Here is a 25764-nt window from a genome sequence, read left to right as displayed (position 1 = left end):
CTCGATAGATCGAAAAACATCCACACTTCGGACAGTTTTTGTTGTGACACCTTCAAAAACTCCCTTTTCCTCAAATCTATCATAAACTTATACGAAATCTACCCACACCTTTTTGATCATTATGCCATAAAAACAATGGGTTAGGTACTGCCGAAATTCGAGTCAGTTTTATTATATTTCAAGGGGTTACGGCATTAACTTTGAGCGGAAGGCGACCGAGAGGCACTATCCCACGCTCTTGGGGCTGTAAATCGATGTTTTTTTGCTAAGTTATTGATAACAAATAATGTCGATAGCCCGTTTTTAGGGGGAGAAAAAGCGCCATTATTGGGCGCTTATTCACCTCGATTTAAAACGGCCAGCCGACCTAATTGACCTTTACGTCCACACGATCCATATCGCCCGAGGGAACATTTGCGCCCATGGGACGAACGTCCACGCGGCTGCTGGCAATGCCTTTGGTCGTCATAAAGTCGCGGATGGCCAGCGCCCGATTAAGCGACAAGCGCCGCGCCTCACGTGGCGTAATCGTACCGTTCGTGTCGGAGTAGGCCGTAAGCGTAATCCGAGCCTCGCCATGCGCTTTTAAAATGCGGATAAGATTTTCAACCACCTCGACGGCATCCTTATCAAGCTTGTCCGAGCCACGCTCAAAGCTTATCAACGATGCTTCAGGTTCTAAGACAAGACGCGTTCCGGGGACGGTCTTGCCTTCGCTGTCGATCACAGGCGGCTTCAACCCAGCAGGCGGTAGCGACGCATCACGCACAGGGGGGGGCGTCATGGCCTTTGTTCCCTCCGGCAAGGCGGGGGCCGAGAGCGGCGCGCCCATGTCACCCGAAGAAGCGTCCTTTTTAATCTTACCTGTCGACTTCAAAGAAGGAAGCGTGCCGGGCTTAAGCGCAGGCAAGACAGCCTTAGAGGACAGTTGAGGCGTCACAAGACCGAGAGGAGCCGCCTTAGGCGCTGGAGCCTCATCACCATTGGACGGCGTGACCATTGAGGGCAAGGACTGCGTCGAAGCGCCTTTCCCCGCCAACGGAGCAACGCAACTCACCGCGCCGCCGCCATTGGTGCCGGAACAACTCCATGTCCACGGCCCCTTGCCGCTCACAGCACTCACGATACCCGCGCCGCAAAGCCCGCTCTTGGGCGTTGTCAACGTGCTAACACCATGCGCTGCGCCGCACATGCCGACGATAGGAGCCGGAGGCGTCAACGGCGCGGTGCAACTCACCGTCATACCGCCGTTCGCACCGATGCAACTCCAATTCCATGGCCCGTTACCGCTGAGCGCGGTGGCCATACCCGCCGAGCACATATCTTCTTCCGGCGCGACAAGTGAAGAAACGCCGTTAGATGCGCCACATAAACCGTTCACGAGCGGCCCTGGAGGTGGTGGCGCTTTTGGCAAAACCTTGGACGTCGCGCATGTACTGGCGATGCCGCCATTCATACCCGAGCAAGTCCATGTCCATGGGCCAGCACCATAAACCGAGCTAGGCATGCCGCTATCGCACAAACCAGAAACAGGGGCCTGATTGATCACGGCATTTGATGCCGCACCGCACAGACCGTCCACCTTGGTCTGCGCTTGCGAGGCAACCGAACAACTCGCGCTTGACCCGCTACCTGATCCTATGCAACTCCACATCCATGGGCCAGAGCCGCTTACAGGCGTCGCTGCGCCCGATGAGCAAAGACCCGAAGAGGGGGCTTCTTTTTGAACAGAGCCATTGGCCGCACCACACAGGCCATCAGCTGTTTTTTGCGCTTCGCATGTTACCTTGGCCTTCTGACCACACGTCCAACTCCATGGACCTGCTCCGCGCACCGCGCTCGCCTTACCCGCCGAACAAAGGTCGTCATCGGGTTTCTCGGTCAGACTTTTTCCCGCAGAACTTCCACAAACGGCTTCCGGCGCGGAAGGTTGAGGTGGTGTCTTTTCCTTGGGCGTAGAAAGAGTCTCCGTCTTAGCCGCCGCTGCCGCCGCTATGGGGGCCGAACAAGAAACGGCACTAGCGCCCATCGTTCCGGCACAATCCCATTGCCACTCTGTCTTGGCATGCATGCGCACATCGCTGGGCGTGCCTGCCTCACAAAGCTTGCTCTTCGGCTCACTGGTGCTTGAAACATTGGCCGCCTTGCCACACACGCCCGCGCTCGCGCTGAGTGTCGAACAAGAGGCCGCGTGACCAGCATCATCCGCACAAGTCCACGTCCATGGCCCTACACCGTCAACATCGCTGGCTTTACCAGAGGCACAAAGTTTTTCTGTTGGCTTGCCAAGCGCCAAGGTCTCAACCGCTTCACCGCAAGATACAACAGACTCGATCTCTTCCTTTGTTCCCAGCGAGGCTGTGCAACTTGCCGTTGCGCCACCATTCTCGCCCGAGCAAGACCAGTTGAAAGGCCCAAGCCCTGTCACGCGTGTGGCATGACCCGATGAGCAAAGCCCTTCCGTTGGCGTTTTGGCGTAAGCGCTGCCATGGGCAGGCCCACAGGCGCCATCTGTCAACGGCGAAGCACTACAGTTGACGCTCGCGCCGCCACTACCGCCATCACAAGACCACGTCCAAGGCCCCGTTCCCGATACGGATCCGGCCGCGCCACTGTTGCAAAGCTCGCTGGTTGGCGCTTCACGGTGACCTCGTGTTGAGGCCGCGCCGCAAATACCGTTGTTCTTTAAAGGGGCGTTACACATTACCGCGCCGCCACCGTAAAGGCCTGAGCACGTCCAGTTCCAAGGCCCCTGCCCTGTCACAGCGCTGGCATAACCCGCTGTACAAAGATCACGCATCGGCAAGCTATCAGCCCCAACGCCATGAGACGTGCCACAGGCACCATCCATCTTACGCGGCGCGTTACACGAAGCCGCCACACCGCCATTGGATCCGCTGCAGGCCCATGTCCAAGGCCCCACGCCGTTCACGCGGCTGGGTTGTCCCTGCTTACAAAGGGCATCAACGGGCACTGTTTCTGTCCCAACGCCTGCCGAAGCGCCGCATTGCCCATCGACAAGAGCCGAAGCGGCCGTCTTGGCCGCATCGCTGGCTTTTGATTCTTTAGAGTCGACCTTCTTCAGCGAAGCGCCCGCCGCAACAGGCGCAGCGCAGCTGACCGTCACGCCGCCGCTCATCCCCTTACAGCTCCAGCGCCATGGACCTTCACCTAGAACAGACGTCGCCTGCCCCTGCGAGCATAAATCGCCAGCGGGCTTGCTATCAGCCGCCAACCCATTGGCCACACCGCACGAAGCATCAATCGAGGACACTTTTTCCTCTGGCACAACAACCGACACCGCGCTTTGGGGCTCATGGGCCATCGAGGTAACAGGCTGCATAGGCGCAGAATCCGTCTCAGGTGCAGACACCGCCAAAGGCGACGAAGCAATCGGCGCGGCGCAATTGTTACTGAGCCATACGTCACGCGCATCGCCTGATGGGCACACAACGCGTGTTTCCCCGACAATTTTCCCGACAAAGTGAGCCGGATACCCCGCATCAGCGCACTCGCGCGTCCACTTGGTGACACTCGGTTTGCATGGCGTGGCCGATTCCGTCATAGGAAGAGGCGAAAGATCGGAAGCCTTCGAAGCCTTATCCGCCCCCATCGCGCCCGTTTCTTTTGTCTCGCCGTTTATCTCGTCCTCTTCTAAAGAGGGATGAGCCTGCGCGGCCTTTTTAGTCGCTGCCTTTTCATCAACCGACTCGCCAAAAATACTAGTGAATGGCGCGGCCATGCGATCGAACAAGCTCTTGTCACTGGCAGGTTGAGCCGAAGACTGCTCAAGCGGCAAGGGTTGTTCTGCCATATCGGTTGCTTTTAGCGATTCATCCGCCGCGACAGGGCCAACCGCCGAGGCTGGCGCTGATCCAAATGTTGTTGGCACAAAGTCATTGGCAACTGCGCCAGAAGCTGACGCAGCCGTCGGCACAGAATCCTTTGTCATTTCAGGCGGGAAAACGATATCCATCATCCCGTCATCCGTTGTGGATTTGAGCTTGCCTTCAGAGCCGCTAACAGCCGCCGCCTTGTCAGGCGAAGAGCCCCAAACTTTAGGTTCTTGACCAGCGACAAACCCTTCCTTCTTGGATGGAAGAGAAATAACCATGGGCGCAGCCAATGTCGTCGCGGACGCAGGTGCTTTCAGCAAAGGCGCTTTTACCGCCTCTGGAGATAGCGTCATGCTGTCGTCAATTTTAACAGAGTCGGGATTGAGCGGCTCTAAATCAGACTTAGGCAGATCAGTATTCTGCCCGCCTTTTTGCAAAGCGGTTTTCATCCCTTGCAAAAGCATAAGGCTCGCCGTGCTGTTTTTATCCGTTTTAATTTGGGGTGGAACAGCTTTCTTAGCAGACGCCAAAGGAAGCTTCGGCGCTGCAAGGCCATTCAACGCAGAAGGTACAGCTGGCACGAACGTCGCCTTGGGTTTTGCTTTTGTCGCGCTTTGTCGTGGCAAAACCATATCGCCCGCCTTAAGCGGCTGGTTCCAAATCATGCCATCGGGCATAACGCCCTGCCCCGCTGTGTCTGGCTCAACCTGATCAACATAGGTTTGAACCGAAGGAGCCGGCATTTGCGCCCGTGCAGCCACAGGAAAAAACGCCGCTAACGCAAGCGTCAAACCCAAGACCATCAAGCAAGATGAGAAGCGAACAGATAAAGACATAGGCAGGGCAACACCCAAGATAGAATCACGACTCCTACTGTTCTAAAGGGTACGCAACCAATAGTCGATAGTCATCAAGGGGATGGTGTTATTTCTTTTGATTATAGCCAGCCCTGCGGCAGGAAGGTCACGACGAGGGTAAAGACGGGGCAATACCCCTTTCGGCCTTCCCATCGCCACTGTTTCACAAAAACATTGAAGAACGACTCTTAGGGCTTCGTTTTTAAAGCATTTTTATGATCAATGGAGGGGCTTTGCTCACCGCAGAGCTATCAACTCACCCTTGTCCGTAAGGACAAAAAGGGTCTGCCCCGCCACAATGGGCGGCAAAAAGAAAGGATCATCCAGATCGACATCCTGCAACGCCTTGCCCGTTTCTGGCGCAAAGGACGCTAGATGGCCCAAAGAATTGGTAAGCCATAAACGGTTCCCCGCTAGAACCGGCCCCCACCAAGAAACAGGCTTAGAGTCCCGATCCGACGGTTTTTTCAATTTCTGAAGTGGCGTCACCCAAACGATGCGTCCATCCTGACGCGAAACCGCGAGAAGCTCGCTATCATTCGTCACAACATAAACGACATTGCCGGAGGTAAAGGGCGTGTTGACACCCCCAACATCAGCCTCCCATGAACGGTCGCCGCGCCGTTCATCAATCGCGGCCATGCGTCCACTGTGGCTGATAGAATAAACGCTCCCCTTATCCATAACGGGAAGGCCGCGAATATCCGCAATGGCGGGCAACGCGCCAATCTTGGTCGGAACCGCCAAAACCTCACCCCACACGACGCGCCCGTTTTGAGCCCTAAGGCCAAAAACCTCACCAGAGCTATACGCCACAACGACCGTATCACCCTTCACCGCCGGACTGGATGAACCCATCAGGGTTGCGCTTTCCGCGATACCTTTATGCGCCCAAAGGACGAGGCTGGTTTTGGTGTCCAGCATAAAGGTTTCATTTTCGATATCGATGACAAACAGCCGTTTGTCGGCAATCGTCGGCGCGGAGCGAAGGGGTTTGCCCAAAGAACGCCGCCAGATCACGCCACCATCCGTTGCGCGGAGCGCCAAAACCTCGCCAAAGCCCGTGGTCGCATAAACGACCCCATCCTCATAGGCAAGGCCACCGCCCATCGCATCGCCATCACGCTCGGGCGCAACGGTATCAACGCGCCAAAGACGATCACCATCCTTGGTATCATAAGCGCTTACGCGGCCTTTTGCATCCATCGCATAAAGCGTTTTCCCATTCACGATGGGCGTCGAAAGAAGCTTGTAATCGCCGCTAGAGCCAGACCCGATACTCGCCGACCATTTTTTGGAAGGCGTTGTTGATCCCGCCAAAGCCAACGGCCCCATGGCGTGTTGCGCATTGCCGCCGTTTTGCGCCCAGTCCGCGTTAATGGCGGGTGCAGGAACCTCGACAACAAAGTCAGGGATCTGCCCCGCCAGTTGTTTATGCGCCTCTTCCAAGACAGCAATCCGTTTGCCGGAAGAAGCCCCCTCCCCCTCCTTGGTCGCTTTATCGGATCCGCAAGCCGCCAGCGAAAGAACCAACAACGCTAAGAAGGGAAAAGACAGGAAAGAGGGCATAGCACGTTTCATCCTTTATTTCCCCTCACCGAGCCACTGTAAAATATCGCTTGCCCGCATCGCCATCGAAGTCGGCGTCTCAGGCATCGCTTTAAGCTCGGCAAAAAGCTTTCTTGCTTTTTCCTTATCGCCCGTGCGAAGAGCCAGATAGCCCGCAAACTCATAAGCAGAAAAATGCCAAGGGCTCTCCAGTTTCATCAACGGGGTCAACCGCGCCTCTAGCGCGGCGGGATCGCCTGAATCCAACAGTGCCTGCACAGCAAAAAGATCGGCAAGGGCACGATAAAGAGGCTCAACGGACGTATCGGCGGCCACCCCATCATAAAGGGCGATAGCCTCATCGCGCTTATTCTGCTCTAAAGCCAGAGCCGCAGCCTCAAACTTCGCAAAAACAGCCAAAGGCTTTTCACGGGTTCCCTTGGCATACGATTCAAACGCCGCGATTTTCTCCTCCGGCGTCTTATAATCCTTGTCCACAATCTCAACGAGGGTCTGCGTCGCTTTTTGCTCGGCTTGTGTTTTATAGTTCTTCCAGCCTGTAATGCCCGCCGTCGCCGCGATAATCATCAGCGCCCCCCCGATAACAAACGGGGAATACCTCTTCCACAGAGCCTCCATCTGCTTGTGGGCCAAATCGTCATCAACTTCTTGTATAAGGCTATCGCTATTTGTAGAGTGCATGGGAACCTGTTTGTTCAAGGGGACTGAGAATCTTTTTGAGAAACAAACACTAATCCACCCGAAGGGCTTGTGCAAGCTATGACAATCTCATCCCCACCCGTTGCTTTAACCGATTCCATCCTGTTTACGGGCGAGGCTTTCGTTGAAAAGCAAGCCCTTTTGCTGGCCGATGGCCATATCGTGGATATTGTCCCCAACGATAAAGTCCCCAACGATTTCCAACAATTCTCTTGCCGCGATCATATTCTTGCCCCCGCCTATATCGATTGTCAGGTGAACGGCGGCGGCAATGTCCTTCTTAACGCCACGCCGACGGCTGAGGCCGTTCTGGCCATCGCGGCGGCGCATAGAAGGACAGGCACAACCCGCCTTCTACCCACCTGTATCACCGACACGCCCGAAATCATGGCCGCCGCCATCGAAGCGATGCGGCAGGCGCGGCAGCAAGACACATCCATCCTTGGCATTCATCTTGAAGGCCCACATATCAGCATAGAAAAAAAGGGCGCGCACAACGCCGACTTTATCCGCCCCCTTAATGATACGGACATGGCAACCTATCAAGCGCAAGGCGATGAGATCGTTTTAATAACCCTCGCACCGGAAACCGTTTCCCCCGCGCAGATCAAACAGCTTGCCGCGCAAGGCATCATCGTCTCGCTGGGTCATTCGGCGGCCTCTGCCGATCAAGTCAGGGCGGCACTGGCGGCGGGAGCCAAAGGCTTCACGCATCTGTTCAGCGCCATGCCGCCGATGGGTGGCCGCGACCCATCGCTTGCCGCCATGGCATTGGATGACGCGGAATCCTATGTGGGCCTTATCGGCGATGGCGTCCATGTTGCGCCAGAGATGATGCGCCTTGCCGCACACGCCAAAGCAAAAGACAGGCTTTTCCTTGTCAGTGATGCCATGCCGCCCGCAGGCGCAGAGAAACCAGAGCCATTCAATTTGTGCGGCAGCAAGGCTGCCTCAAACGGGCAAGCTTGCTACAACGAAAAGGGCGGCTTGTGCGGCGCGAGCCTAACCTTGGGTGAGTGCGTGCCGCGCTGCATCCGCGACGCACGCCTTGATCCTGAATTGGTTCTTCGCATGGCCTCCACCATTCCGGCAGAGTTTTTGGGACTGGGTCATCGCTTCGGTAAGCTCCTACCGACTTACGCCGCCGACATCGTCATGCTGGATCACAGCTTCAAAACGCAAAAGGTCTGGCAGAATGGGAAAGCCGTGGCATAGGCCATCCTTTTTTCTCGTCATCGCCCCCCTTCCGTCATCCCGCACACCAATCGCGTCATCCCAAGACATTTTCTCTTCGCGCCCCCCTTGTCGCGCCGTAGCGGCGGAGCCGCGAAGGCGGATGCGCGAAAGAAAATGGGCGTGGGATCCAGACTCGCTCTCCATAAGCGATAAACAAAGACAGTGAGGATAGAAAAAAGGCTGGATCCCAGATCAACTTTCTTTCGTCTCACAAGAGTGAGCCGAAGAGAAAGTTTTCTGGGATGACGGGCGGAGCAATGGAAAGGGCCTTCCTCTTCCATCGCCCACGCTCCCACCAAAGACAAACCTTATGCTTTACAGGTTGGTAATTGGGCTTGCGGAGCTTTAGCTTCAGGGCGCGTGGCCGTTCCCATGGCTTTTATGAAGGCCTCGCGCAAAGTCGCGTCCTTTTTGCAAAGCTCAAAGAGCCTATCAACCGCCTCACGATCACCCTGCTGACTTGCCGCTGCCAACCAGTTAGAGGCTTCAACAAAATCTTTCTTAACGCCGAACCCATACTCACAGCAGACCCCAAGTTTAATTTGAGCGCAAGCATGTCCTTGTACAGCGGCCTTGCGAAGCCATTTCACGGCTTTCTTGGGGTCAACCCTCACGCCGATCTGATCACCATAGCATATTCCAAGATTGCATTGAGCATCAGCATTACCTTGTTCTGCGGAAGCGCGATACCATTTCACAGCTTCCACAGGATCAACATAGACGCCAATACCGAATTGGTAGCAGGTCCCAAGAACATATTGAGCTAGAGGAAATCCTTGTTCTGCAGCCTGCCTAAACCATTTCACGGCTTCCACATTATCTTGTTTAACGCCTGTCCCTTCATGGCAGCAGACACCAAAAATATATTGAGCATCAGCAATACCTTGTTCAGCAGCCATGCGGAACCATTTCACGGCTTCCTCGGGATCAACCTCAACGCCAATACCGAATTGGTAGCAGGTCCCAAGAACACCTTGAGCGCGAACATTTCCTTTTTCTGCTATCTCTTGCAAATAGGGCAAGGCATCATCCCCCAGTTTTCTTGCAGCTGTTCGGCTCAATATTTCGGCTTGGGCCGTGATGTCACCCGCATTAGCTTGTTCAAAAACTTCTTTAAAAGCGGCGTTTGTATAATCCGTCATCTCAAAATCTCCTGTTTAACGATGTCCAAAAGGCTCCCATCGGGTCCTTTGATAGCATAAGGACAACTCTTTTTAATACACCTTTTATACTTTCACACGCGTCACGCGTTAACCAAAGCGATGGCCGCCATTTGCCGCCCTGCGTTGGCCTCTATCCCCAGCGTTTCGCGGCGATAGCTGAAAAACCGCTCTTTATCCGCGAACGTATCGGCGGGCGGGCGCTCGACGCTTTCCACGCCCGCCTCGCGCAGCCGCGCCGCGATGTAGGCGGGCAGATCGAAAAGGAAATGTCCTTCCCTCTGCGCTGGCTTAAAAAACATCTCGTTCGCGTCGCTTTGCGCCAGAAACGGCATCTTAAAGTTCGCGCCGACTTCATAAGACTCCTGCCAGATGCAAGGCCCAATGGCGGCCTTAATAGCACCACGCGTCGCGCCGAAACGCTCCATCGCCTCCAGCGTGTTTTCAATCACGCCGCCCAAAGCGCCACGCCAGCCCGCATGCGCCGCGCCAATCACGCCCGCGGCCTCATCCGCGAACAGGATAGGGGCACAGTCCGCCGTCACAATCCCCAGCGTCACGCCGCGCTTGCGCGTCACCATCGCATCGGCGGGCGGCTCATGCGCGCTGTCCCATGCGGCGGCGACAGGAATAACCTCCGTCGAGTGAATCTGATTGCACGCCACAAAGACGTTGTCCTTCACGCCAAGCGCGACATTCACGCGCCGCCTGTTCTCCCGAACAAACAAAGGATCATCGGCCAGCCCCATCTTGCCGTTCAGCGAAGCAAAGACGCCCTGACTGACGCCGCCCGCCCTCGTGAAAAAACCATGCGTGACGGACATCATCGCGTTCAATGACGCGGCCTTAAGGCACTCAACCGTCATGGGAACCCTGCCAAATCTTGAAAGGCCTTTGGCGAAATGGCCATGACCTTAAACAACACGCCCATTTCTTCTGCCGAGGTCAACCGATGCAGCGCCTCGTCAATGGCATCGGCCTGCTCTAATGTTCCCTGCATCTTCAATTGCCTTGCGCGAAGGTCGATTCCCAAAGCCTTAAGGAACGCGCCCTGCCCGATGATAGGCGGCACAAAAACGGCCTCCTTTAAGGCCACAAGACGCAGCGCCGCAAAATCCACATGCGCCGTTAGGTCAACCGCGCCCGCTCGCGCTAAAGGATCGACGCTAGCATGGCCCGACACGGCTTGCAGCGTATCAGAGCCACTGTTCTCGGCATAACCATAGTCAATGATCAGCGCCGCGCCACCCTGCGCCGCGATATGACTGCCCATCGCCTGAGCAAGGCCAATGGCGGCGGGAGACAACTCATAAAACGAAACGCCTTCGGGCAAAGGCAAGGGGATGGTTTGCGTCCCCGCGACAAAAATCAAAGAGCCCGTTTCATCAAGTCCCACCAGCCTTTCGCGCCAGCCTTCCGCATGGCGTTCATATTGATGGATTGGCATCACATCAAAAAACTCGTTGGCGATCATAAAGACCGGATGCTCCGGCAGATCGGACAAATCCGCGCCATAGGTCGGATGATACGCAGCCAGCTTATCGCGCTGCATCGCCTTAAGCGTTTCGTTGCTCTCAATGATCCGCAGTCTCATGGCCGTATGAAAGTTCGGCACTTTGGCCGTCGCCCGCAAAGCATCCGCCAGCAGTGTGCCGCGCCCTGCCCCCAGCTCCAGCAGTGTAAAGGGAGCAGGTGAGCCTTGCGCCTGCCATTGCTCCACCATCCATAAGCCAATCATCTCGCCAAACATCTGGCTGATTTCCGGCGCGGTTGTGAAGTCTGCCGCCACGCCCAACGGATCGCCCTTGATGTAATAGCCATGCTGTGGGTGCGAGAGCGCAAGCTGCATAAACCGCGCAACGGTAACAGGCCCTTCCGCCTTGATCACATCGCGCAAAATATTCTCTAGGGCGGTCATTCCTTACTCTCTTTTTTAAAGGCACGAGCGATCAGGTATGAACCGAACAGGAACATCGGCACGCACAACAATTGCCCCATCGTCGCCCCCGCGAACAGAAAGCCCAGCTGCGCGTCAGGCTCACGGAAAAACTCCACGCCGAAACGAAAGGCGGCATAAAGGGCAAGGAACAAACCCGACAAAAGCCCCTCCTTCGCCCGCACCTTGGGGTTAAAGGCCAGCACCAGCATAATCACCAAAAGCACCGCGCCTTCCAAGCTCGCCTCATACAACTGGCTAGGATGGCGGGGCAAATCACCACCACGCGGAAACACAACGCCCCACGGAGCCTCCGTCACGCGGCCAAAAAGCTCACCGTTCACAAAGTTCGCAAGGCGACCAAGGCCTAGGCCAATCGGCGTCACAACAGCCAATACGTCGGTAAACGCGAAAAAGGAAAGCTTACGCGCCCGCACGAACAAAAGCGCCGCCGTGATCACGCCCAACATCCCTCCGTGAAAGGACATGCCCCCATGCCAGACCTGCAACGCCTCTAAAGGCTGCGCCCAATAATAATCAAACTGATAAAACAGGACGTAGCCAAGGCGACCGCCCAAGATCGTGCCGATGACGGCCCACGTCAGGAAATCGTCATAGTCCTTGGCTGTTGGCTTTCCCTTGGGATTCAGGCGGGCCAGCTTCATGCACAGCCACCAGCCACCCAGAAAGCCCGCTAAATAGGCCAACGCGTACCAGCGAATCTCAACCGGCCCCACAGAAAAGAAAACAGGATCGATAGACGGAAACAGAATAGCGAACATGATTAACCTTGGTCATAGACAAAAGGGGAAAGCCTGTTATAGCCTATTTCCGATAAAGTGATCATGAAAAAAGAAAACAAACGGGATCCCCGTTTTCACGGGCATGACGGGGGTTATATTTAAATTAAACCCTCTACCGTCATCCCCGCGAAAGCGGGGATCCCGTTTTTTAAATCATTTTATCAGTCGTAGGCTATATACCCTATTTCACGCACAAACACCACAAAGGGAAAAGCAGGATGAAGAAGAAGCAAAGCGGCCTTGATGATCTGATGGCCTTGGCGGAAACCGCGTTCAGCGTTCTCCTCGGCGCGCAAAAAGAAGTGGGAGCTCATCTCTCTGGCAAACGCGAGGCCATCGTGTGCAAGCTTGATTTGGTCACGCACGATGAGTTCGATGTGGCCTTTGCGATGCTTAAGAAAATTCGTGTTGTGCAAGATGATTTGGATCGTCGCCTCAAAGCGCTTGAAGGAAAGAAGCCCGTGTCAAGAGCCCAAAAGAAGCCTGCGTCAAAACAAATTCGCGCCAAAAAATAAATTTACTTTTTGTTAATCAAACCCCTTCGTTTTACAGGGCGAAAAGCGCATTTCAACCACCTGAAATGATTCAAAGTTCGAGTCAATTGAATCGGTTAGTCCGACATCGAAAGGATTCGCGCAGGCTTCTCTTACTGTGACTCAAAACACACGGGCGCGAGTCCTGTCACAAAGAATCACACGAGACCCTTGCGGCGCAGTTCCAACGTTTGATATTTTTCGGAGTCATTTCAAAAAAGAAGGCTTACCCACCATGGCGTTCCTTTCGGTTCAAGAGCAAACCCTCTCGCACAATCCCCTCGATATCCTAGAGGAAATCGTCACAGCCAATGAATGGTTGTTTGATCGCTCTGGCGAGGATGAGCTGACTGTTGAATTAGCAGGACGCTGGTGTCATTACCGTATGTTCTTCGTTTGGCAGCGCGAGGTTGGCGCTTTGCAATTTTCCTGTCAGTTCGACATGCGCATTCCCGAATCCAAGCGCGGCGACGTGAACGATCTCCTCTCTCTCCTCAATAACCGTTTGTGGTTGGGCCATTTCGATTTGGACATGCAGCAAAACGCGCCACTGTTCCGCTACACCGTTCTGGCGCGCAGCGACAGGCTGCCGGGCGTCGAGACTCTGGAAGACCTTGTCGAAATCGCACTGACGGAATGCGAGCGCTTCTACCCCGCCTTCCAATTCGTCGTGTGGGGCGGCAAGCATCCGACCGAGGCCTTGGCCGCCGCGATGATCGACACGGCGGGACAGGCGTAAAGCGCCTTGCCTACCCCTAAAAAACGCCTTCCCCTTATTAACGCGCAAAAGCCACAAGACCCTGCGCTTTTTCTTGCCGCGCTTGATGATCTAACCGAAAACGCCTATGCGCAAAAACCCCGCGAAAGCACGTTGCACGACAGGCTTTTTGAAGCGCTGATGACTCGCTTTGATGTCATGGAGCCTTATCGTGAGCGCCTTCACATCATCATAGAGCAAGGCCGCCGCGATACCGCCCTCGCCCTGCCGCTTGCCAAGGCGCACTGGCGTTCGATGCAGAAAACACTGACGTTTGTGTGCAAAACGGAGCCTTCTTGGATGGCTATCAGCGCCCTTTTCCCCGTTTATCTTCTTTCCCTTTATGACTGGAGCGAAGAAAAAGACGACTCTCACGCAACCGTCATGGCACGTCTTGACCAGAGACTCAGTCTCCTCGAAAAAGGAGGGCTCTTGCTCTGACTCTAAAAAGATACAGACCCCGCTAATTTTAAAAAACCCAGCTTTTGAGCCAAAAAATAAGGTAAAAAAAAGCGTGACAAATTGGTTAAGATTCGCCATATTCATCTTTGTTAACCATACCGCATTCGTCATATGGCTTGATTTTGCGGATCCAAACAACAGTTAGCAAGGCATGAGGGCTCCCAATGTCAAACCCAACAAACCCTTTCTTCGATGTCGATTTTTCGAAATTGATGGATATGTCCAAGTTTATGGATGCCTCCAAGATGACAGATATGTCGAAGATGATGGACATGTCCAAAATGATGGATATGTCAAAATTCCCCGATTTAACGAAAGCTATGGACGGGTGCAAACTCCCCAACGTGGATATCGAATCCATGATGGCCGCCCAGCGCAAAGGCCTTGAGGCTATTGCGACCAACAATCAAAAGGCTTTCGAAAACATGCAGTCTTACATGCGCCGCCAATCTGATCTGGCGCGTCAAAGCATGGAAGCCACATCGGGCTTGATGCAGGCCGTGATGGCCGCCCCCACCGCCGAGGAAAAAGTGGCCAAGCAAGTCGAAGCCACGAAATCGACGATTGAAGGGTGCGTCTCCAGCCTTAAGGAACTTTCTGAGATTCTCTCGCAAAGCCACGTTGAAACCATGCAGACGGTTAGCAATGCCGTATGTGAAGGCATCGACAACATCCAAGGCATAATGAAGAAATAACCCCCTTCGGTTGTTTTCTACCTTAGCCTTGTAAGTAATAAAAAAAGCGCGGTGTTTTCTCACCGCGCTTTTTTTTGCGTCTAGGCCGCCACCTTTATTGCAGCTGCCTACAATTCATATAGATATTGGTGCCTGTATTGGCCCAACCGCCTGCGCCCGTCATCACATAGCCATCGGGGCAGTTCAAAAGCGACCACCCCATATCCCCAAAATGCATAGTATAAACCGGCCCCAGTTTAGGGGGAGGCGGGGGAACGCAATTATGATTTCCATTGGTTACGCCAATAAGCATCTGCCCAGGGGGGCAATTCGGAATCGTAACCTCTTGTGACACTTTTCCGCACGCCGCCGCCTCCCCCGTCCATTTCAAAAAAGTCTGACCAGAGGGACAGACTTTAATGGGTCCATCTGGACCACCAGCCAAAACAGCCCCTTGTGGCGGAAACAACGCCCCTGCTTGAGCCTCTCCCGCGCCCCAAAAACAGGCCAACAAGAGAGTCAGCAAAGAAAGCGAAAAAGAACGTGTCATGGAAACCTCCTAAAAAAACAGAACCCCATTAAATTCAGACTAACAAAAACTTATTAAAAACACCACAATTTCGGGCGACACCCCACTTGAAAAACGCCCAAAAGTCGACAGTTTAACGATAAAAAAGGAAATAACCCTCAAAAAAGTGTCCAAGAAAATGGCTTACCAGCCTTTCCTTGGACACTCATTCCTCAAAATTCTATTCAGCTCCGTTATTAGTCCTTCGCCCGCTCGACATAGGCGTTGTCGGCCGTGGCAACAACAACGCGCGTGCCAGCCTCGATAAACGGAGGAACCAGAATACGCACGCCATTCGAAAGCTTGGCAGGCTTGTAGGAAGAGGAAGCCGTCTGCCCCTTTACGACGGGATCGGCCTCGACAATCTCCAGAGTCACCTGCGCGGGCAGATCAACCGAAAGGGGCGTGCCCTCATAGGTCTGGACGTTGCAAACCATGCCGTCTTGCAAATACACCGCGGCATCGCCGATGATATCGGCCTGCACGACGTATTGCTCGAACGATTCCTGATCCATAAAGGTATAATCGCCATCGCTGACGAACAGGAATTGCATTTCGTGATCGGACAGCTGAACGCGCTCAACCGACTCCTGCGTGCGGAACCGCTCGTTCGTCTTGATGCCCGTGCGGACATCCTTCATATCGATCTGAACGATCGCGTTCCCCTTACCGGGGATCATAATTTCACTTTTGATCACAACCCAAAGTTTGTTGTTGTGCTCAAGAACATGGCCCTTACGGACGGTGTTGGCATCGACTTTCATAAAAACCTTCTTGTTTTTGTAATGGGGAAGCGCCTACGCTCCATGACGCGCGGCGCAGTGTGGCTGCCCGCAAGAGCAACTTCAAGCAAAATCCTTCTAAAAGGCCTAAAAAAGAGAAAAATCCGCTCTTTCACAAGGAAACTCTTTTCTTTATTATAGGTCTCGCCATTCTACGATACGTTATAACCCCAATGATCGAGCCGATAAAATGGACAAAACCACTCAAATTCTCTCGGCCCTTTTTGGGGTCGCCATCGTGCTTATGATCGCGCCCAGCGTCTTCAGGCTCAACCAAGGTAAAAACTTAAAAAACATCGCGCTATGGGTCGCCATCTTCTTTGGCCTTGCCATCGCCTATAAGACCGTAGGGCCTGGCAAAAACGCCCTCCCCTTGATGACCAACGAACAAATCGCGCCGACAATCAATGGGGCGGAAAGCAACGCAGCGGGCGACGAGGCCGACCAAACAGACAAGACCTCAACCCCCACCTTGAAAGAAGAAGACGGCTTCTCGCCCCCAAGGGAGTAAAGGGCTTACTCAAATAAGTCGGCGTGCGTGCCCGTTCGGTAAAGCCGAACCTCTTTTTCTGTAACATCATAAATTAAGAGCCAATCCGGCTCAATGTGGCACTCCCATAATCCGGCATAAGCGCCAGAGAGCCGATGCGGTCTGCATCGAGAAGGCAAGTCTTCATCGGTCAGCAGCAAATCAAGAATGGATTGGAGTTTCTTCGTCGCCTTGCCGCGCTTGGCCGCAAGCTTAAGGTCTTTTCGAAACGCGTTGCCAGCAAAAAACGTTTTCACGACAATATATCATCCATCATGTCTTGCGCCGTTTTATAGCGCTTCCCCTTCCCTGCCTTAACCTCCGCTATGGCTTTACGTGTTTCAGCATTCGGGATACGCACATCAAAGGGCAGGCCTTTACGCAGCACGACCTGACTTAAAAAAATAGAGATCGCATCGGTTGTATTCATGCCAAGCGTGCGAAATATTTTCTCCGCCGAGGCTTTAAGGGCGGGTTCAACCCGCGCATTCACAACGTCCGTCTTCATAGCTTCACCTTTAGGGATGTATGTCATTTGTCATACAATGTAACACATGCGGCACATTTTGTCAAACACACCCTGCCTTTCCCCCTTCCCGTCATCGCGAGGAGCGCAGCGACGTGGCGATCCATCTCCTAAAATGTCGGACTGAACAATGTTGAAAGTTCAGGTGATGAATTGCTTCGCTCCGCTCGCAATGACACGATTCCGCCCAACAAAAAACCCCCGCTCTCTTTCGAAAGCGGGGGTTTTATTCATTTTCGTCACTCCCGCGAAAGCGGGAGTCCAGTTTGTTTTCTTTTAACCAAACGGGATGCCCGTTTTCACGGGCATGACGTATGTGGCGTTATGCCATCCTTGCCAAGATAGCCAGCAAGAGGATCGCCACAATGTTGATGATCTTGATCATCGGGTTGATGGCGGGGCCAGCGGCATCCTTGTACGGATCGCCGACGGTGTCGCCCGTCACGGCAGCCTTGTGGGCTTCTGAACCCTTACCGCCGAAATGACCTTCCTCGATGTACTTCTTGGCATTGTCCCAAGCACCACCGCCTGAGGTCATCGAAATCGCGACGAAGAGACCCGTCACAATCGTGCCCAAAAGCATCGCCCCAAGACAGGTGAAGGCCTCGGTTTGACCCGCAACCAGATTCACGATGACGTACAGAACGACAGGCGCGGCAATCGGGAGCAAGGACGGGATGATCATTTCGCGGATCGCGGCCTTGGTCAGCATATCAACGGCTGTGCCATATTCTGGCTTCGCCTTGCCTTCCATAATGCCCTTGATCTCGCGGAACTGACGACGCACTTCCTGCACAACCGCACCGGCTGCGCGGCCAACGGCTGTCATCGCCATCGCACCGAACAGATAAGGCAACATGCCACCGATGAAGAGACCCACCACGACGTACGGGTTTTGAAGGTTGAACTCGACCTTCAAATCGGGGAAGTAGTGGCGCAAGTCTTCGATATACGCAGCAAACAGAACCAGCGAAGCCAACCCCGCCGAAGCGATGGCATAGCCCTTGGTAACGGCCTTGGTCGTGTTGCCGACAGCGTCCAGCGCATCGGTGGTCACACGGATTTCCTTGGGCATATCAGCCATTTCGGCAATACCGCCCGCGTTATCCGTCACAGGGCCATAAGCGTCGATGGCAACGATCATACCGGCCAAAGCCAGCATGGTGGTTGCCGCAATCGCGATGCCGAACAAGCCGCTGACCGAGTAAGACACGATGATACCGACCGAGATCACCAGAACGGGAAGAGCCGTCGACTCCATCGAGATGGCAAGGCCTTGGATCACGTTCGTGCCGTGACCGTTAGCCGAAGCCGCCGCAACCGAGCGAACAGGACGGTATTCCGTTGAGGTGTAGTACTCTGTGATCCACACCATCAAGGCGGTGACGCCCAGACCCGTGAGGGCGCAATAGAACAGGTTCATGCCCGAAATCACCGCGCCATCGACGTTGGCAACAACCTCGTTCATCCCGATCATCTTATTGATCGCGACAAAGATCAATCCGGCTGAGATCACGCCCGTCGCGATAAGCCCCTTATACAAAGCGCCCATGATGTTTTGCTTGGCGTTCAAACGCACAAAGTACGTTCCGATCACCGAAGCCACAATGCACACGCCCGCGATAACAAGCGGCAGGATCATCATGGTCTCACGCACATCACCGACAAAGAACGTCGCGGCGAGAAGCATGGTCGCGACGATGGTCACGGCATAGGTTTCAAACAAATCGGCAGCCATACCGGCACAATCGCCGACGTTGTCGCCAACGTTATCGGCAATCACGGCAGGGTTGCGAGGATCATCTTCGGGAATGCCCGCTTCGACCTTGCCCACCAAATCAGCGCCTACGTCAGCGCCCTTGGTAAAGATGCCGCCACCAAGACGCGCAAAGATCGAAATCAGCGAAGCGCCAAAGCTCAGCGCAACCAGCGCTTCGATAACCGAGCGGATGTTTTCTTCTTCAAGACCCTTCCACTGAACCAGCGCGTAATAGTACCCGCCGACAGCCAGAAGGCCGAGGCCGACAACCAGCATGCCCGTGATCGCGCCCGACTTAAAGGCAATGCCCAAGGCTTCCTTCATGCCAACTTGAGCGGCAGCGGCCGTGCGCACATTGGCGCGAACCGACACGTTCATGCCGATGTAACCGGCCACGCCCGACAAAACAGCGCCCGTCACAAAGCCGATACCAACATGAAGCCCTAAAAACCAGCTCAACGCGGCGCAAATCACGATGCCAACAATGGCAATCGTCATGTACTGGCGGTTTAGATAAGCCTTCGCGCCCTCTTGGACGGCGGCGGCGATTTCCTGCATCCGCGCATTACCGGCGGACGACGACAACACGGACTTGGCCGTGAACAACCCGTATAGAAGCGCCAAAGCGCCACAGGCAAAAATAATCATGAATTCAGTACTCATGGATGGTTCCTCACATTTTTCGAAGACGATGGGGCAAGAAGGCCAGCGGCCAACCCCCACAAAAAGCGCTTTGGCGTTAACGCACCCGCAAAGCCGTGGCAGAATGCCCAAAGACTCCCTTAAAGGCAAGGGGGGAAATGAAAAAGAATCCCTACAGGCGTCTTTGGGCCATGGCTTGGATCAAAACATCGGTAGCATAATCTTTCTGATAAAGAGCATTAATAGTCTGAATTACAATGGCTTTTACACCCGCCAAGTCCACGGCGTTGTCATTACGGAGGGATCCGTCAGAAAATCCCGTATAAAGCACCTGAAACAAGGAATCCCTTAATTTAGGCATATTCGCCTGCATCGCTTCAGCGGCAGCCCGCTCGCTAACGCGGACATTGATGATCATCGAGATCACCTGCTGCGCCCCGTACTTATTGATCACGGGCATCGTAATGGCGGGTAGGTTCAAATAAATAGGATCATTATCTGTCATCCCGCCCGTAATCGTCGCGGCATCCTCTTTCTTTTTAGGCTTCTTTTCGCCGCCCTCGCCTTTTTTAGCCTCGCCCTCTTTTGCTTTAGCGCCACCCTCGCCGCCACCATGTTCGGCGGCATAGCTCACGCAAGGCGCGGCAAGCAGCGCCAGCAAAAGACCTATTATAACGAAAGCTCTTTTCATGAAGGGATGGGGCAAAGGGGTTTCTCGATAAGGTAGGAATGGCCATCCCTCAATGCCCGTCATCCCCGCGCCCTCGTCCCGCCGCTCTTGCGGCGGGCGAAAGGACAAAGCGGGGATCCCGTTTAGTTAAGAAAAGAAAACGGGACTCCCGCTTACGCGGGAGTGACACACGAGGGAAGTTCCACCCCGCTATTATCCGCCCACAACCCTTGACGAGGGGTTAACCCCTCAGCGTCTTGCCCAAACGATCCAAAACGGCGTTCACAAGGGCGGGTTCCTTGGCATTAAAGAAGGCGCGAGCGACATCAACATAGTCGCTAATGATAATGCCCGTCGCGATCTTGGCATGCTGATGCAGCTCAAAAGCCCCCGCGAGCAAAATCGCCTTCAACAGCGCCTCCATACGGCCAGAGGCCAGCTTCTCGCTCAGCGACCCCGCGACCATGGCTTCTAACGCCTCGCGATAATCCATCACGCCATGAACGATTTGCAGCAAAAGAGCCGCGTCAGGTTTTTCCGAAATAACCTCGCCCTCGCCTTCCTCGTCATTCAATCCCGCCGAGGCATCATCAAGGCAGCGGCGCAGGATCACGCTAAGCTCTTCCTGCTCAAACGAGGCCTGATAGAGCGCCTGCACCGCGACAAGCCGCGCAAGGCGTTTAGGCGCAAAAGGATCGGCCTTGGCCGTTGTGTTCTCGTCCATACTTTACCGCCCAACCCAACGACGCTTGGGCATCAAGCGGAAGTGGTGTTTCAATTCGATCATCTTCAGGCAAGCCTCTGCCGCCGCGCCGCCACGATTAAGCCGAGCGGGATCGGCGCGTTCTTGCGCTTGCTCCAACGTCTCCACGGTCAAAATGCCGTTGCCAACAGCCAGCGTGTTTTGAAGCGCCAACGTCTGAAGACCTTGCGTGCTGACATCGCCCACGACCTGATCATGGCGCGTGCTGCCCTTGATAACGGTTCCCAGCGCGACATAACCATCAAAGCGTCTGCGCACCGCATCAAAATCCAAAGACTTCACGGCGTACAAAATGGCCGCCGGAATCTCTAACGATCCGGGCACAGTGAAAACCTCATACGTCGCGCCTGCGCGGTCTAGCACGGCCTTAGCGCCCGCCAACAATTGATCGGCCACGTCATCATAAAAACGCGCCTCAATCACCATCACATGGGGCTTGTCTTCAAACGTAAAAACCGCTGGTTCTTTTTTCTGTTCCATGGCTCTGCCTTGTTTAGATATTGAATTTTTGCTTGTTTACCACAGTTTGCAGCGAACAGATAGAGTGTTGTTATGGTCTAATAATGTTGGATCAAGGACTTATCAATGAAGTTCTTTCGCATGAAAGTAATGGAATCCGCTGCTTTATTTGATACAATGCCACCATAAGCACAACAAACCCAACCACGTTTTAAAGGCCACAGATTAATCCTCATAAGGAATTATTTTATGAATAACAATCAGAAGATTCCTCACTTCGTCGCCATTAAAGTTGAAGATTTTGAAGGGCCGAACAGAAGAGAACCCTTCCCACATCTTGCCGGACGACTCTATTATTTATTTTCAACGAGCAAAAAAGAACACACTAATAACTTGTCTGCCATCGGCGAGGAAACACGTGCCATGATGAATTACTATGACCACGCACGTCCCTCTGTTCTTCTCCCAACACCAAATTACACAGCACCAGATTTAGAACGCGGTAAAGGTTTAACATGGGCGGTCATTAATGTGCTTGATACTGTCGTCTGGCTTTTGAATAACGATCAAACCGCCAAGATAGTTTGCGTTAGCGATAAAGAATCCCTTGCAAAAGAACTAACGATGTTACGCGATCAAAAAAGAGAGGCTAACCCTCCTGTTTTTGGCGATAGGTCACCAAATCCGCCACCGAGCCAACCTTAAGCCCGTGCTTGTCAGCAAAAGGCAATAAATCGGGCAGGCGAGCCATATGGCCGTCCTCCTTTAAAATCTCGCAGAGTACGCCCGCCGGATAAAGCCCCGCAAGGCGAGCCACATCCACGGCGGCCTCTGTATGCCCTGCTCTTGTCAGCACGCCGCCCTCTTGCGCGACAAGCGGAAAGATATGGCCGGGCACAGCCAGATCGTCCGCGCCTTTCGCCTCATCAATTGCCACCGCGATAGAGTGGGCGCGATCAAAGGCCGAGATGCCCGTCGTCACGCCTTCCTTCGCCTCAATCGACACGGTAAAGTTGGTGTGAAAACGGCTGGTGTTTTCACCGCGCAACATCATCGGCAAATCAAGTTGCGCAGCACGGCTTTCTTCGATGGCCAAGCACACAAGGCCGCGTCCATGCGTGATCATAAAATTGACGGCCTCCGGCGAAGCAAAAGACGCGGGGATAATCAAATCGCCCTCGTTCTCGCGGCCCTCATCATCGGTCAGGATAAACATCCGCCCTGCACGAGCTTCCTCGATAATCTCAAGCGTTGAGGCGAGCGCCATTACAAACTTCCCCGTTGATCCAGCATCCGCCCAACATAACGCGCGATCACGTCAATCTCGAAATTCAGCGCATCACCAACATTTTTGCCGCCTATCGTCGTTGCCGTTTGCGTATGAGGAATAATGTTCACGCCGAACTCGTTCCCTTCCACCTCATTCACCGTCAGCGAAATACCGTCCAGTGTCACCGAGCCTTTCGGCGCAAGGAACGGTGCGAATTCCGCCGGAACCTCAAAACGGAAACGCACGCTATCGCCTTCAGCCTTACGATCAACAACCCGCGCCAGCCCATCAACATGGCCCGACACAATATGTCCGCCCAGCTCATCGCCCATACGCAAAGCCCGCTCTAGATTGACAGGCGTGCCAACGTCCCACGCGCCGAGCGTTGTTTTCGATAATGTCTCCGCCGAGGCCTGCACCGTAAAAGCGCCAGCGGGAAGAGCAATAACGGTTAGGCACACGCCGCTGCACGCCACCGACGCGCCAAGGGAAAGCGAGGTGAGCAACGCTTCGCTTGCGGCTATCGTGATCACCCAATCGCCGCGCTTCTCAATCGCCGTGATCGAGCCAATTTCCGAAATAATGCCTGTAAACATGCTGCGTTTTTCCTTACCGATTTTCCTTACAGATCCTGCTTTACTTTTCTCTCACTCTCTTCCACCACTCTCGTCATCCCCGCGCTTCTCTTTCTTCCGTCATCCCCGCCCCCCCCTTCCGTCATCCCCGCGAAAGCGGGGATCCCGTTTTCTTTTTCACAAAGAACAACAAGAAGCAATGACGCTAACGGATAAAAAACTAAAACAAACTGGATCCCCGCTTTCGCGGGGATGACGGACAGGAGAAATATCCATCAAGGTTCTTTACTCTGAACTCTGAACTCTACCCTTCCGTCGCTTCCTTTTTCAGCAGCTCGACAAACTCGTTGAAGTCGGCAGGCGTGCGGAAGTCGCGGTAAACCGAGGCGTAACGGACATAGGCCACATGATCAAGGCGGCGGAGCGTTTCCATCACCAGCGCACCGATTTGCTTGGTGGTAATCTCGCCATCGCCCATCGTTTCCATCTGGCGCACAAGGCCGTTGATTACCTGCTCCAGCTTTTCCTCATCCACGGGACGCTTACGCAAAGCAATCCGCATGGAGCGCGAAAGCTTGTCGCGGTCGAAAGGCTTTTTCGTTCCATCGTTCTTGATCACGAACAACTCACGAAGCTGCACGCGCTCAAACGTCGTAAACCGCGCATCGCAGTTGGGGCAAGAGCGACGGCGACGGATGGCGACGTTGTCCTCGCTGGGACGGCTATCCTTAACTTGCGTATCGTCAAAACCACAAAAGGGGCAGCGCATAGGTTACCTCATGAGTAAATGGGAAAACGCTGACACAACGCGATCACACGTTTTTGAACGCTCTGCTCAATCGCCGTGTTATCGCCATCGAGGCCACAACTCACCAAACCATCCAACACTTCGGCAATCAGCTCGCCAACCAGCACAAACTCGGCACGACCAAAACCACGCGTCGTGGCGGCGGGCGTGCCAAGGCGAATGCCCGATGTCACGGCGGGCGGCAAAGGATCGAACGGGATGCCGTTTTTGTTGCAGGTGATGCCTGCACGCTCAAGGCTCTTGTCACTCACCTTGCCGGTTAGGTTCTTGGGACGCAAATCAACCAGTAGCAAGTGGCTATCCGTCCCGCCCGACACGATATCAAGACCGTGTTTGATCAGCGTCTCGCCCAGCACCTTGGCGTTGTCCACCACGTCCTGCGCGTATTGTTTGAAGGCAGGCTGCAACGCCTCGCCCAGCATGACAGCCTTAGCGGCGATAACATGCATCAACGGCCCACCCTGCAAGCCCGGGAAAACCGCCGAGTTGATCTTTTTCGCAAGGTCAGCATCGTTCGTCAAAATCATACCACCGCGAGGCCCGCGCAACGTCTTGTGCGTCGTCGTAGTCACGATATGCGCATGAGGAATGGGCGAAGGAAACACGCCGCCCGCGACCAGCCCCGCGAAGTGAGCCATATCGGCCATGAGCATCGCACCAACTTCGTCCGCGATTTTGCGGAAACGCGCAAAGTCGATAATGCGCGGATAGGCCGAGCCGCCCGTGATGATCAGCTTGGGCTTATTCGCCCGCGCCAGACGCTCAACTTCATCCATATCGATAAGGCCATCCTCGGCGCGAACGCCATAGGGAACGGCCTTGAACCACTTGCCCGACATGCTCACCGATGCGCCATGCGTAAGATGCCCACCCGAGGCCATCGATAGCCCCATAAACGTATCACCGGGTTGAAGCAGCGCGAGGAACACGGCCTCATTCGCTTGTGCGCCTGAATGAGGCTGCACATTCGCAAACGCGCAATCGAACAGCTTGCAGGCGCGTGAAATAGCAAGGCTCTCGGCTATATCGACCATCTCGCAGCCGCCATAGTAACGCTTACCGGGATAGCCTTCGGCGTATTTGTTGGTCAGGATAGAGCCTTGAGCTTCCAGCACCGCACGCGAGACAATGTTTTCCGACGCGATCAATTCGATATTGTTTTGCTGACGCGAAAGCTCACCCTTGATCGACGCGAAAAGCTCAGGATCATGGGCTTCCAAAGACTCGGCAAAAAAAGAAGGATTCAAACCACTCATCACGTTTTCCTTTCGAAAGAAACTAAAGACCGCCCATATCCGTCAGCATCCGGCAACGGGCGGCATACACGCCGCTCAACGCTTCCGTCGTCAAAAACACCTGCAAGCATTCAAGCGCCAGCCCCTCGCCCACCAGCTCTGCGCCCATCGCAAGGACGTTCGCGTCGTTGTGCTGCCGCGCCAGCCGCGCCATAAAGCCATTCACGCACAAAGCGGCACGGATATGCGCAAAGCGATTGGCCGTCATCGCCATCGCCTGCCCCGTCCCGCAAACTAAGACGCCAACACACTCTTTGTCCTCACGCATCGCCGTGGCAAGGCGCACCGCGAAGTCGGAGGCGTTCACGCGCGTCGTGTCCATCGGCCCCAAGTCATTCACGACATAGGATTGGCTCCTTAACCAATCGGCCAGAACCCCTCTAAGCGCTACGCCCCTATGATCCGAGGCCAGATATATTGTTTTTTGTGTCATGGTGAGGACATTAATGAGGCCGCCCCCAAAAGCCAACCCCCTCTTTCCCTAAATGCTGAAGACTAACTTCGGACAAAGCTCCGCATGGCAATGTCAATAGCAGAAACGTCCCCACATGTCAAGGGATTTTTTCAAGAATATGATGTTTTTTCCACGAAACTCT

At 54.4% G+C, this 25764-nt stretch carries 27 protein-coding genes; 7 read left to right on the top strand and 20 right to left on the bottom strand.

From position 1 onward, the window contains the following. Positions 1–367 precede the first annotated feature (367 nt). From WC612_06145 to WC612_06135, 3 genes are all read right to left on the bottom strand, one after another. Positions 368–4672: an OmpA family protein gene (locus WC612_06145; protein ID MFA6280355.1), complete on the bottom strand. Its 4305-nt coding sequence runs from the start codon at positions 4670–4672 to the stop codon at positions 368–370. 258 nt (positions 4673–4930) lie between these two features. Further along, complete coding sequence (locus WC612_06140; GenBank protein ID MFA6280354.1) at positions 4931–6274, bottom strand: PQQ-binding-like beta-propeller repeat protein; 1344 nt, start codon at positions 6272–6274, stop codon at positions 4931–4933. A 3-nt stretch (positions 6275–6277) separates the two neighbouring features. Further along, entirely contained in the window at positions 6278–6943 is a 666-nt protein-coding gene (locus WC612_06135; protein ID MFA6280353.1) for a tetratricopeptide repeat protein, read from the bottom strand. A gap of 78 nt (positions 6944–7021) precedes the next feature. Here WC612_06135 and nagA point away from each other — a divergent pair, with 78 nt between their 5' ends. Continuing rightward, a complete protein-coding gene (nagA, locus tag WC612_06130) occupies positions 7022–8176 on the top strand; it encodes an N-acetylglucosamine-6-phosphate deacetylase (protein ID MFA6280352.1) in 1155 nt (384 codons plus the stop codon). Between the two features lie 329 nt (positions 8177–8505). Here the strand turns inward: nagA and WC612_06125 are convergent, their stop codons facing one another. The 4 genes from WC612_06125 to lgt all read right to left on the bottom strand — a co-directional run bounded on the left by WC612_06125 (position 8506) and on the right by lgt (position 12075). Next, the gene (locus tag WC612_06125; protein MFA6280351.1) at positions 8506–9339 is read right to left on the bottom strand and encodes a tetratricopeptide repeat protein; all 834 of its coding nucleotides are present in this window, start codon (positions 9337–9339) and stop codon (positions 8506–8508) included. 101 nt (positions 9340–9440) lie between these two features. Next, positions 9441–10223, bottom strand: coding sequence for a peptidoglycan editing factor PgeF (gene pgeF, locus WC612_06120; GenBank protein MFA6280350.1), 783 nt, complete (start codon positions 10221–10223; stop codon positions 9441–9443). Then, positions 10220–11275: an SAM-dependent methyltransferase gene (locus WC612_06115; GenBank protein ID MFA6280349.1), complete on the bottom strand. Its 1056-nt coding sequence runs from the start codon at positions 11273–11275 to the stop codon at positions 10220–10222. Before WC612_06115 ends, pgeF begins: the two co-directional genes overlap by 4 nt. Continuing rightward, entirely contained in the window at positions 11272–12075 is an 804-nt protein-coding gene (gene lgt, locus WC612_06110; GenBank protein ID MFA6280348.1) for a prolipoprotein diacylglyceryl transferase, read from the bottom strand. Before lgt ends, WC612_06115 begins: the two co-directional genes overlap by 4 nt. A gap of 239 nt (positions 12076–12314) precedes the next feature. On the opposite strand from lgt, the gene WC612_06105 reads away from it, so the two are divergent. The 4 genes from WC612_06105 to WC612_06090 all read left to right on the top strand — a co-directional run bounded on the left by WC612_06105 (position 12315) and on the right by WC612_06090 (position 14543). Beyond that, positions 12315–12611: an accessory factor UbiK family protein gene (locus WC612_06105; protein ID MFA6280347.1), complete on the top strand. Its 297-nt coding sequence runs from the start codon at positions 12315–12317 to the stop codon at positions 12609–12611. A gap of 253 nt (positions 12612–12864) precedes the next feature. Further along, positions 12865–13368, top strand: a complete 504-nt coding sequence (locus tag WC612_06100; GenBank protein MFA6280346.1) for a YbjN domain-containing protein — start codon at positions 12865–12867, stop codon at positions 13366–13368. 6 nt (positions 13369–13374) lie between these two features. Further along, positions 13375–13827: a hypothetical protein gene (locus WC612_06095; protein MFA6280345.1), complete on the top strand. Its 453-nt coding sequence runs from the start codon at positions 13375–13377 to the stop codon at positions 13825–13827. Positions 13828–14012: 185 nt separating this feature from the next. After that, a complete protein-coding gene (locus tag WC612_06090) occupies positions 14013–14543 on the top strand; it encodes a phasin family protein (protein MFA6280344.1) in 531 nt (176 codons plus the stop codon). A 94-nt stretch (positions 14544–14637) separates the two neighbouring features. On the opposite strand, the gene WC612_06085 is transcribed toward WC612_06090, so the two are convergent. Together WC612_06085 and efp are read right to left on the bottom strand one after the other, a co-directional pair. After that, positions 14638–15072 (bottom strand): hypothetical protein, encoded by a 435-nt coding sequence (locus tag WC612_06085; protein MFA6280343.1) that lies wholly within the window; start codon positions 15070–15072, stop codon positions 14638–14640. Between the two features lie 215 nt (positions 15073–15287). Beyond that, a complete protein-coding gene (gene efp, locus WC612_06080; GenBank protein ID MFA6280342.1) occupies positions 15288–15854 on the bottom strand; it encodes an elongation factor P in 567 nt (188 codons plus the stop codon). A gap of 208 nt (positions 15855–16062) precedes the next feature. On the opposite strand from efp, the gene WC612_06075 reads away from it, so the two are divergent. Next, positions 16063–16383 (top strand): hypothetical protein, encoded by a 321-nt coding sequence (locus tag WC612_06075; protein MFA6280341.1) that lies wholly within the window; start codon positions 16063–16065, stop codon positions 16381–16383. Between the two features lie 5 nt (positions 16384–16388). Here the strand turns inward: WC612_06075 and WC612_06070 are convergent, their stop codons facing one another. From WC612_06070 to ribH, 6 genes are all read right to left on the bottom strand, one after another. Continuing rightward, positions 16389–16658, bottom strand: coding sequence for a type II toxin-antitoxin system YafQ family toxin (locus WC612_06070; GenBank protein MFA6280340.1), 270 nt, complete (start codon positions 16656–16658; stop codon positions 16389–16391). Continuing rightward, on the bottom strand, positions 16655–16909 hold the full coding sequence (locus tag WC612_06065) for a type II toxin-antitoxin system RelB/DinJ family antitoxin (protein MFA6280339.1): 255 nt from the start codon (positions 16907–16909) through the stop codon (positions 16655–16657). Before WC612_06065 ends, WC612_06070 begins: the two co-directional genes overlap by 4 nt. A gap of 340 nt (positions 16910–17249) precedes the next feature. Next, on the bottom strand, positions 17250–19349 hold the full coding sequence (locus tag WC612_06060; protein ID MFA6280338.1) for a sodium-translocating pyrophosphatase: 2100 nt from the start codon (positions 19347–19349) through the stop codon (positions 17250–17252). Between the two features lie 151 nt (positions 19350–19500). Then, positions 19501–20019, bottom strand: a complete 519-nt coding sequence (locus WC612_06055; protein ID MFA6280337.1) for a hypothetical protein — start codon at positions 20017–20019, stop codon at positions 19501–19503. Positions 20020–20239: 220 nt separating this feature from the next. Beyond that, on the bottom strand, positions 20240–20722 hold the full coding sequence (locus WC612_06050; GenBank protein ID MFA6280336.1) for a transcription antitermination protein NusB: 483 nt from the start codon (positions 20720–20722) through the stop codon (positions 20240–20242). Positions 20723–20725: 3 nt separating this feature from the next. Then, positions 20726–21241, bottom strand: a complete 516-nt coding sequence (gene ribH, locus WC612_06045) for a 6,7-dimethyl-8-ribityllumazine synthase (protein MFA6280335.1) — start codon at positions 21239–21241, stop codon at positions 20726–20728. A 228-nt stretch (positions 21242–21469) separates the two neighbouring features. Here ribH and WC612_06040 point away from each other — a divergent pair, with 228 nt between their 5' ends. Beyond that, entirely contained in the window at positions 21470–21925 is a 456-nt protein-coding gene (locus WC612_06040) for a hypothetical protein (GenBank protein MFA6280334.1), read from the top strand. Here the strand turns inward: WC612_06040 and ribB are convergent. The 5 genes from ribB to WC612_06015 form a co-directional block, all read right to left on the bottom strand. Further along, positions 21870–22487: a 3,4-dihydroxy-2-butanone-4-phosphate synthase gene (gene ribB, locus WC612_06035; GenBank protein MFA6280333.1), complete on the bottom strand. Its 618-nt coding sequence runs from the start codon at positions 22485–22487 to the stop codon at positions 21870–21872. The two genes, WC612_06040 and ribB, sit on opposite strands and share 56 nt — an antisense overlap. Next, positions 22487–23086: a riboflavin synthase gene (locus WC612_06030; protein MFA6280332.1), complete on the bottom strand. Its 600-nt coding sequence runs from the start codon at positions 23084–23086 to the stop codon at positions 22487–22489. Before WC612_06030 ends, ribB begins: the two co-directional genes overlap by 1 nt. Before the next feature lie 283 nt (positions 23087–23369). After that, on the bottom strand, positions 23370–23834 hold the full coding sequence (nrdR, locus tag WC612_06025; protein ID MFA6280331.1) for a transcriptional regulator NrdR: 465 nt from the start codon (positions 23832–23834) through the stop codon (positions 23370–23372). Positions 23835–23842: 8 nt separating this feature from the next. Then, entirely contained in the window at positions 23843–25129 is a 1287-nt protein-coding gene (gene glyA / locus WC612_06020) for a serine hydroxymethyltransferase (protein MFA6280330.1), read from the bottom strand. Between the two features lie 22 nt (positions 25130–25151). Then, entirely contained in the window at positions 25152–25601 is a 450-nt protein-coding gene (locus tag WC612_06015) for an RpiB/LacA/LacB family sugar-phosphate isomerase (protein ID MFA6280329.1), read from the bottom strand. Positions 25602–25764: the final 163 nt, after the last annotated feature.

This window comes from Bdellovibrionales bacterium, from assembly GCA_041662785.1.
Classification (GTDB): Bacteria; Pseudomonadota; Alphaproteobacteria; order UBA9219; family UBA9219; genus UBA8914.
The sequence above is the reverse complement of the archived record's forward strand: the minus strand, read 5'-3'. Positions and strand labels throughout refer to the sequence as shown.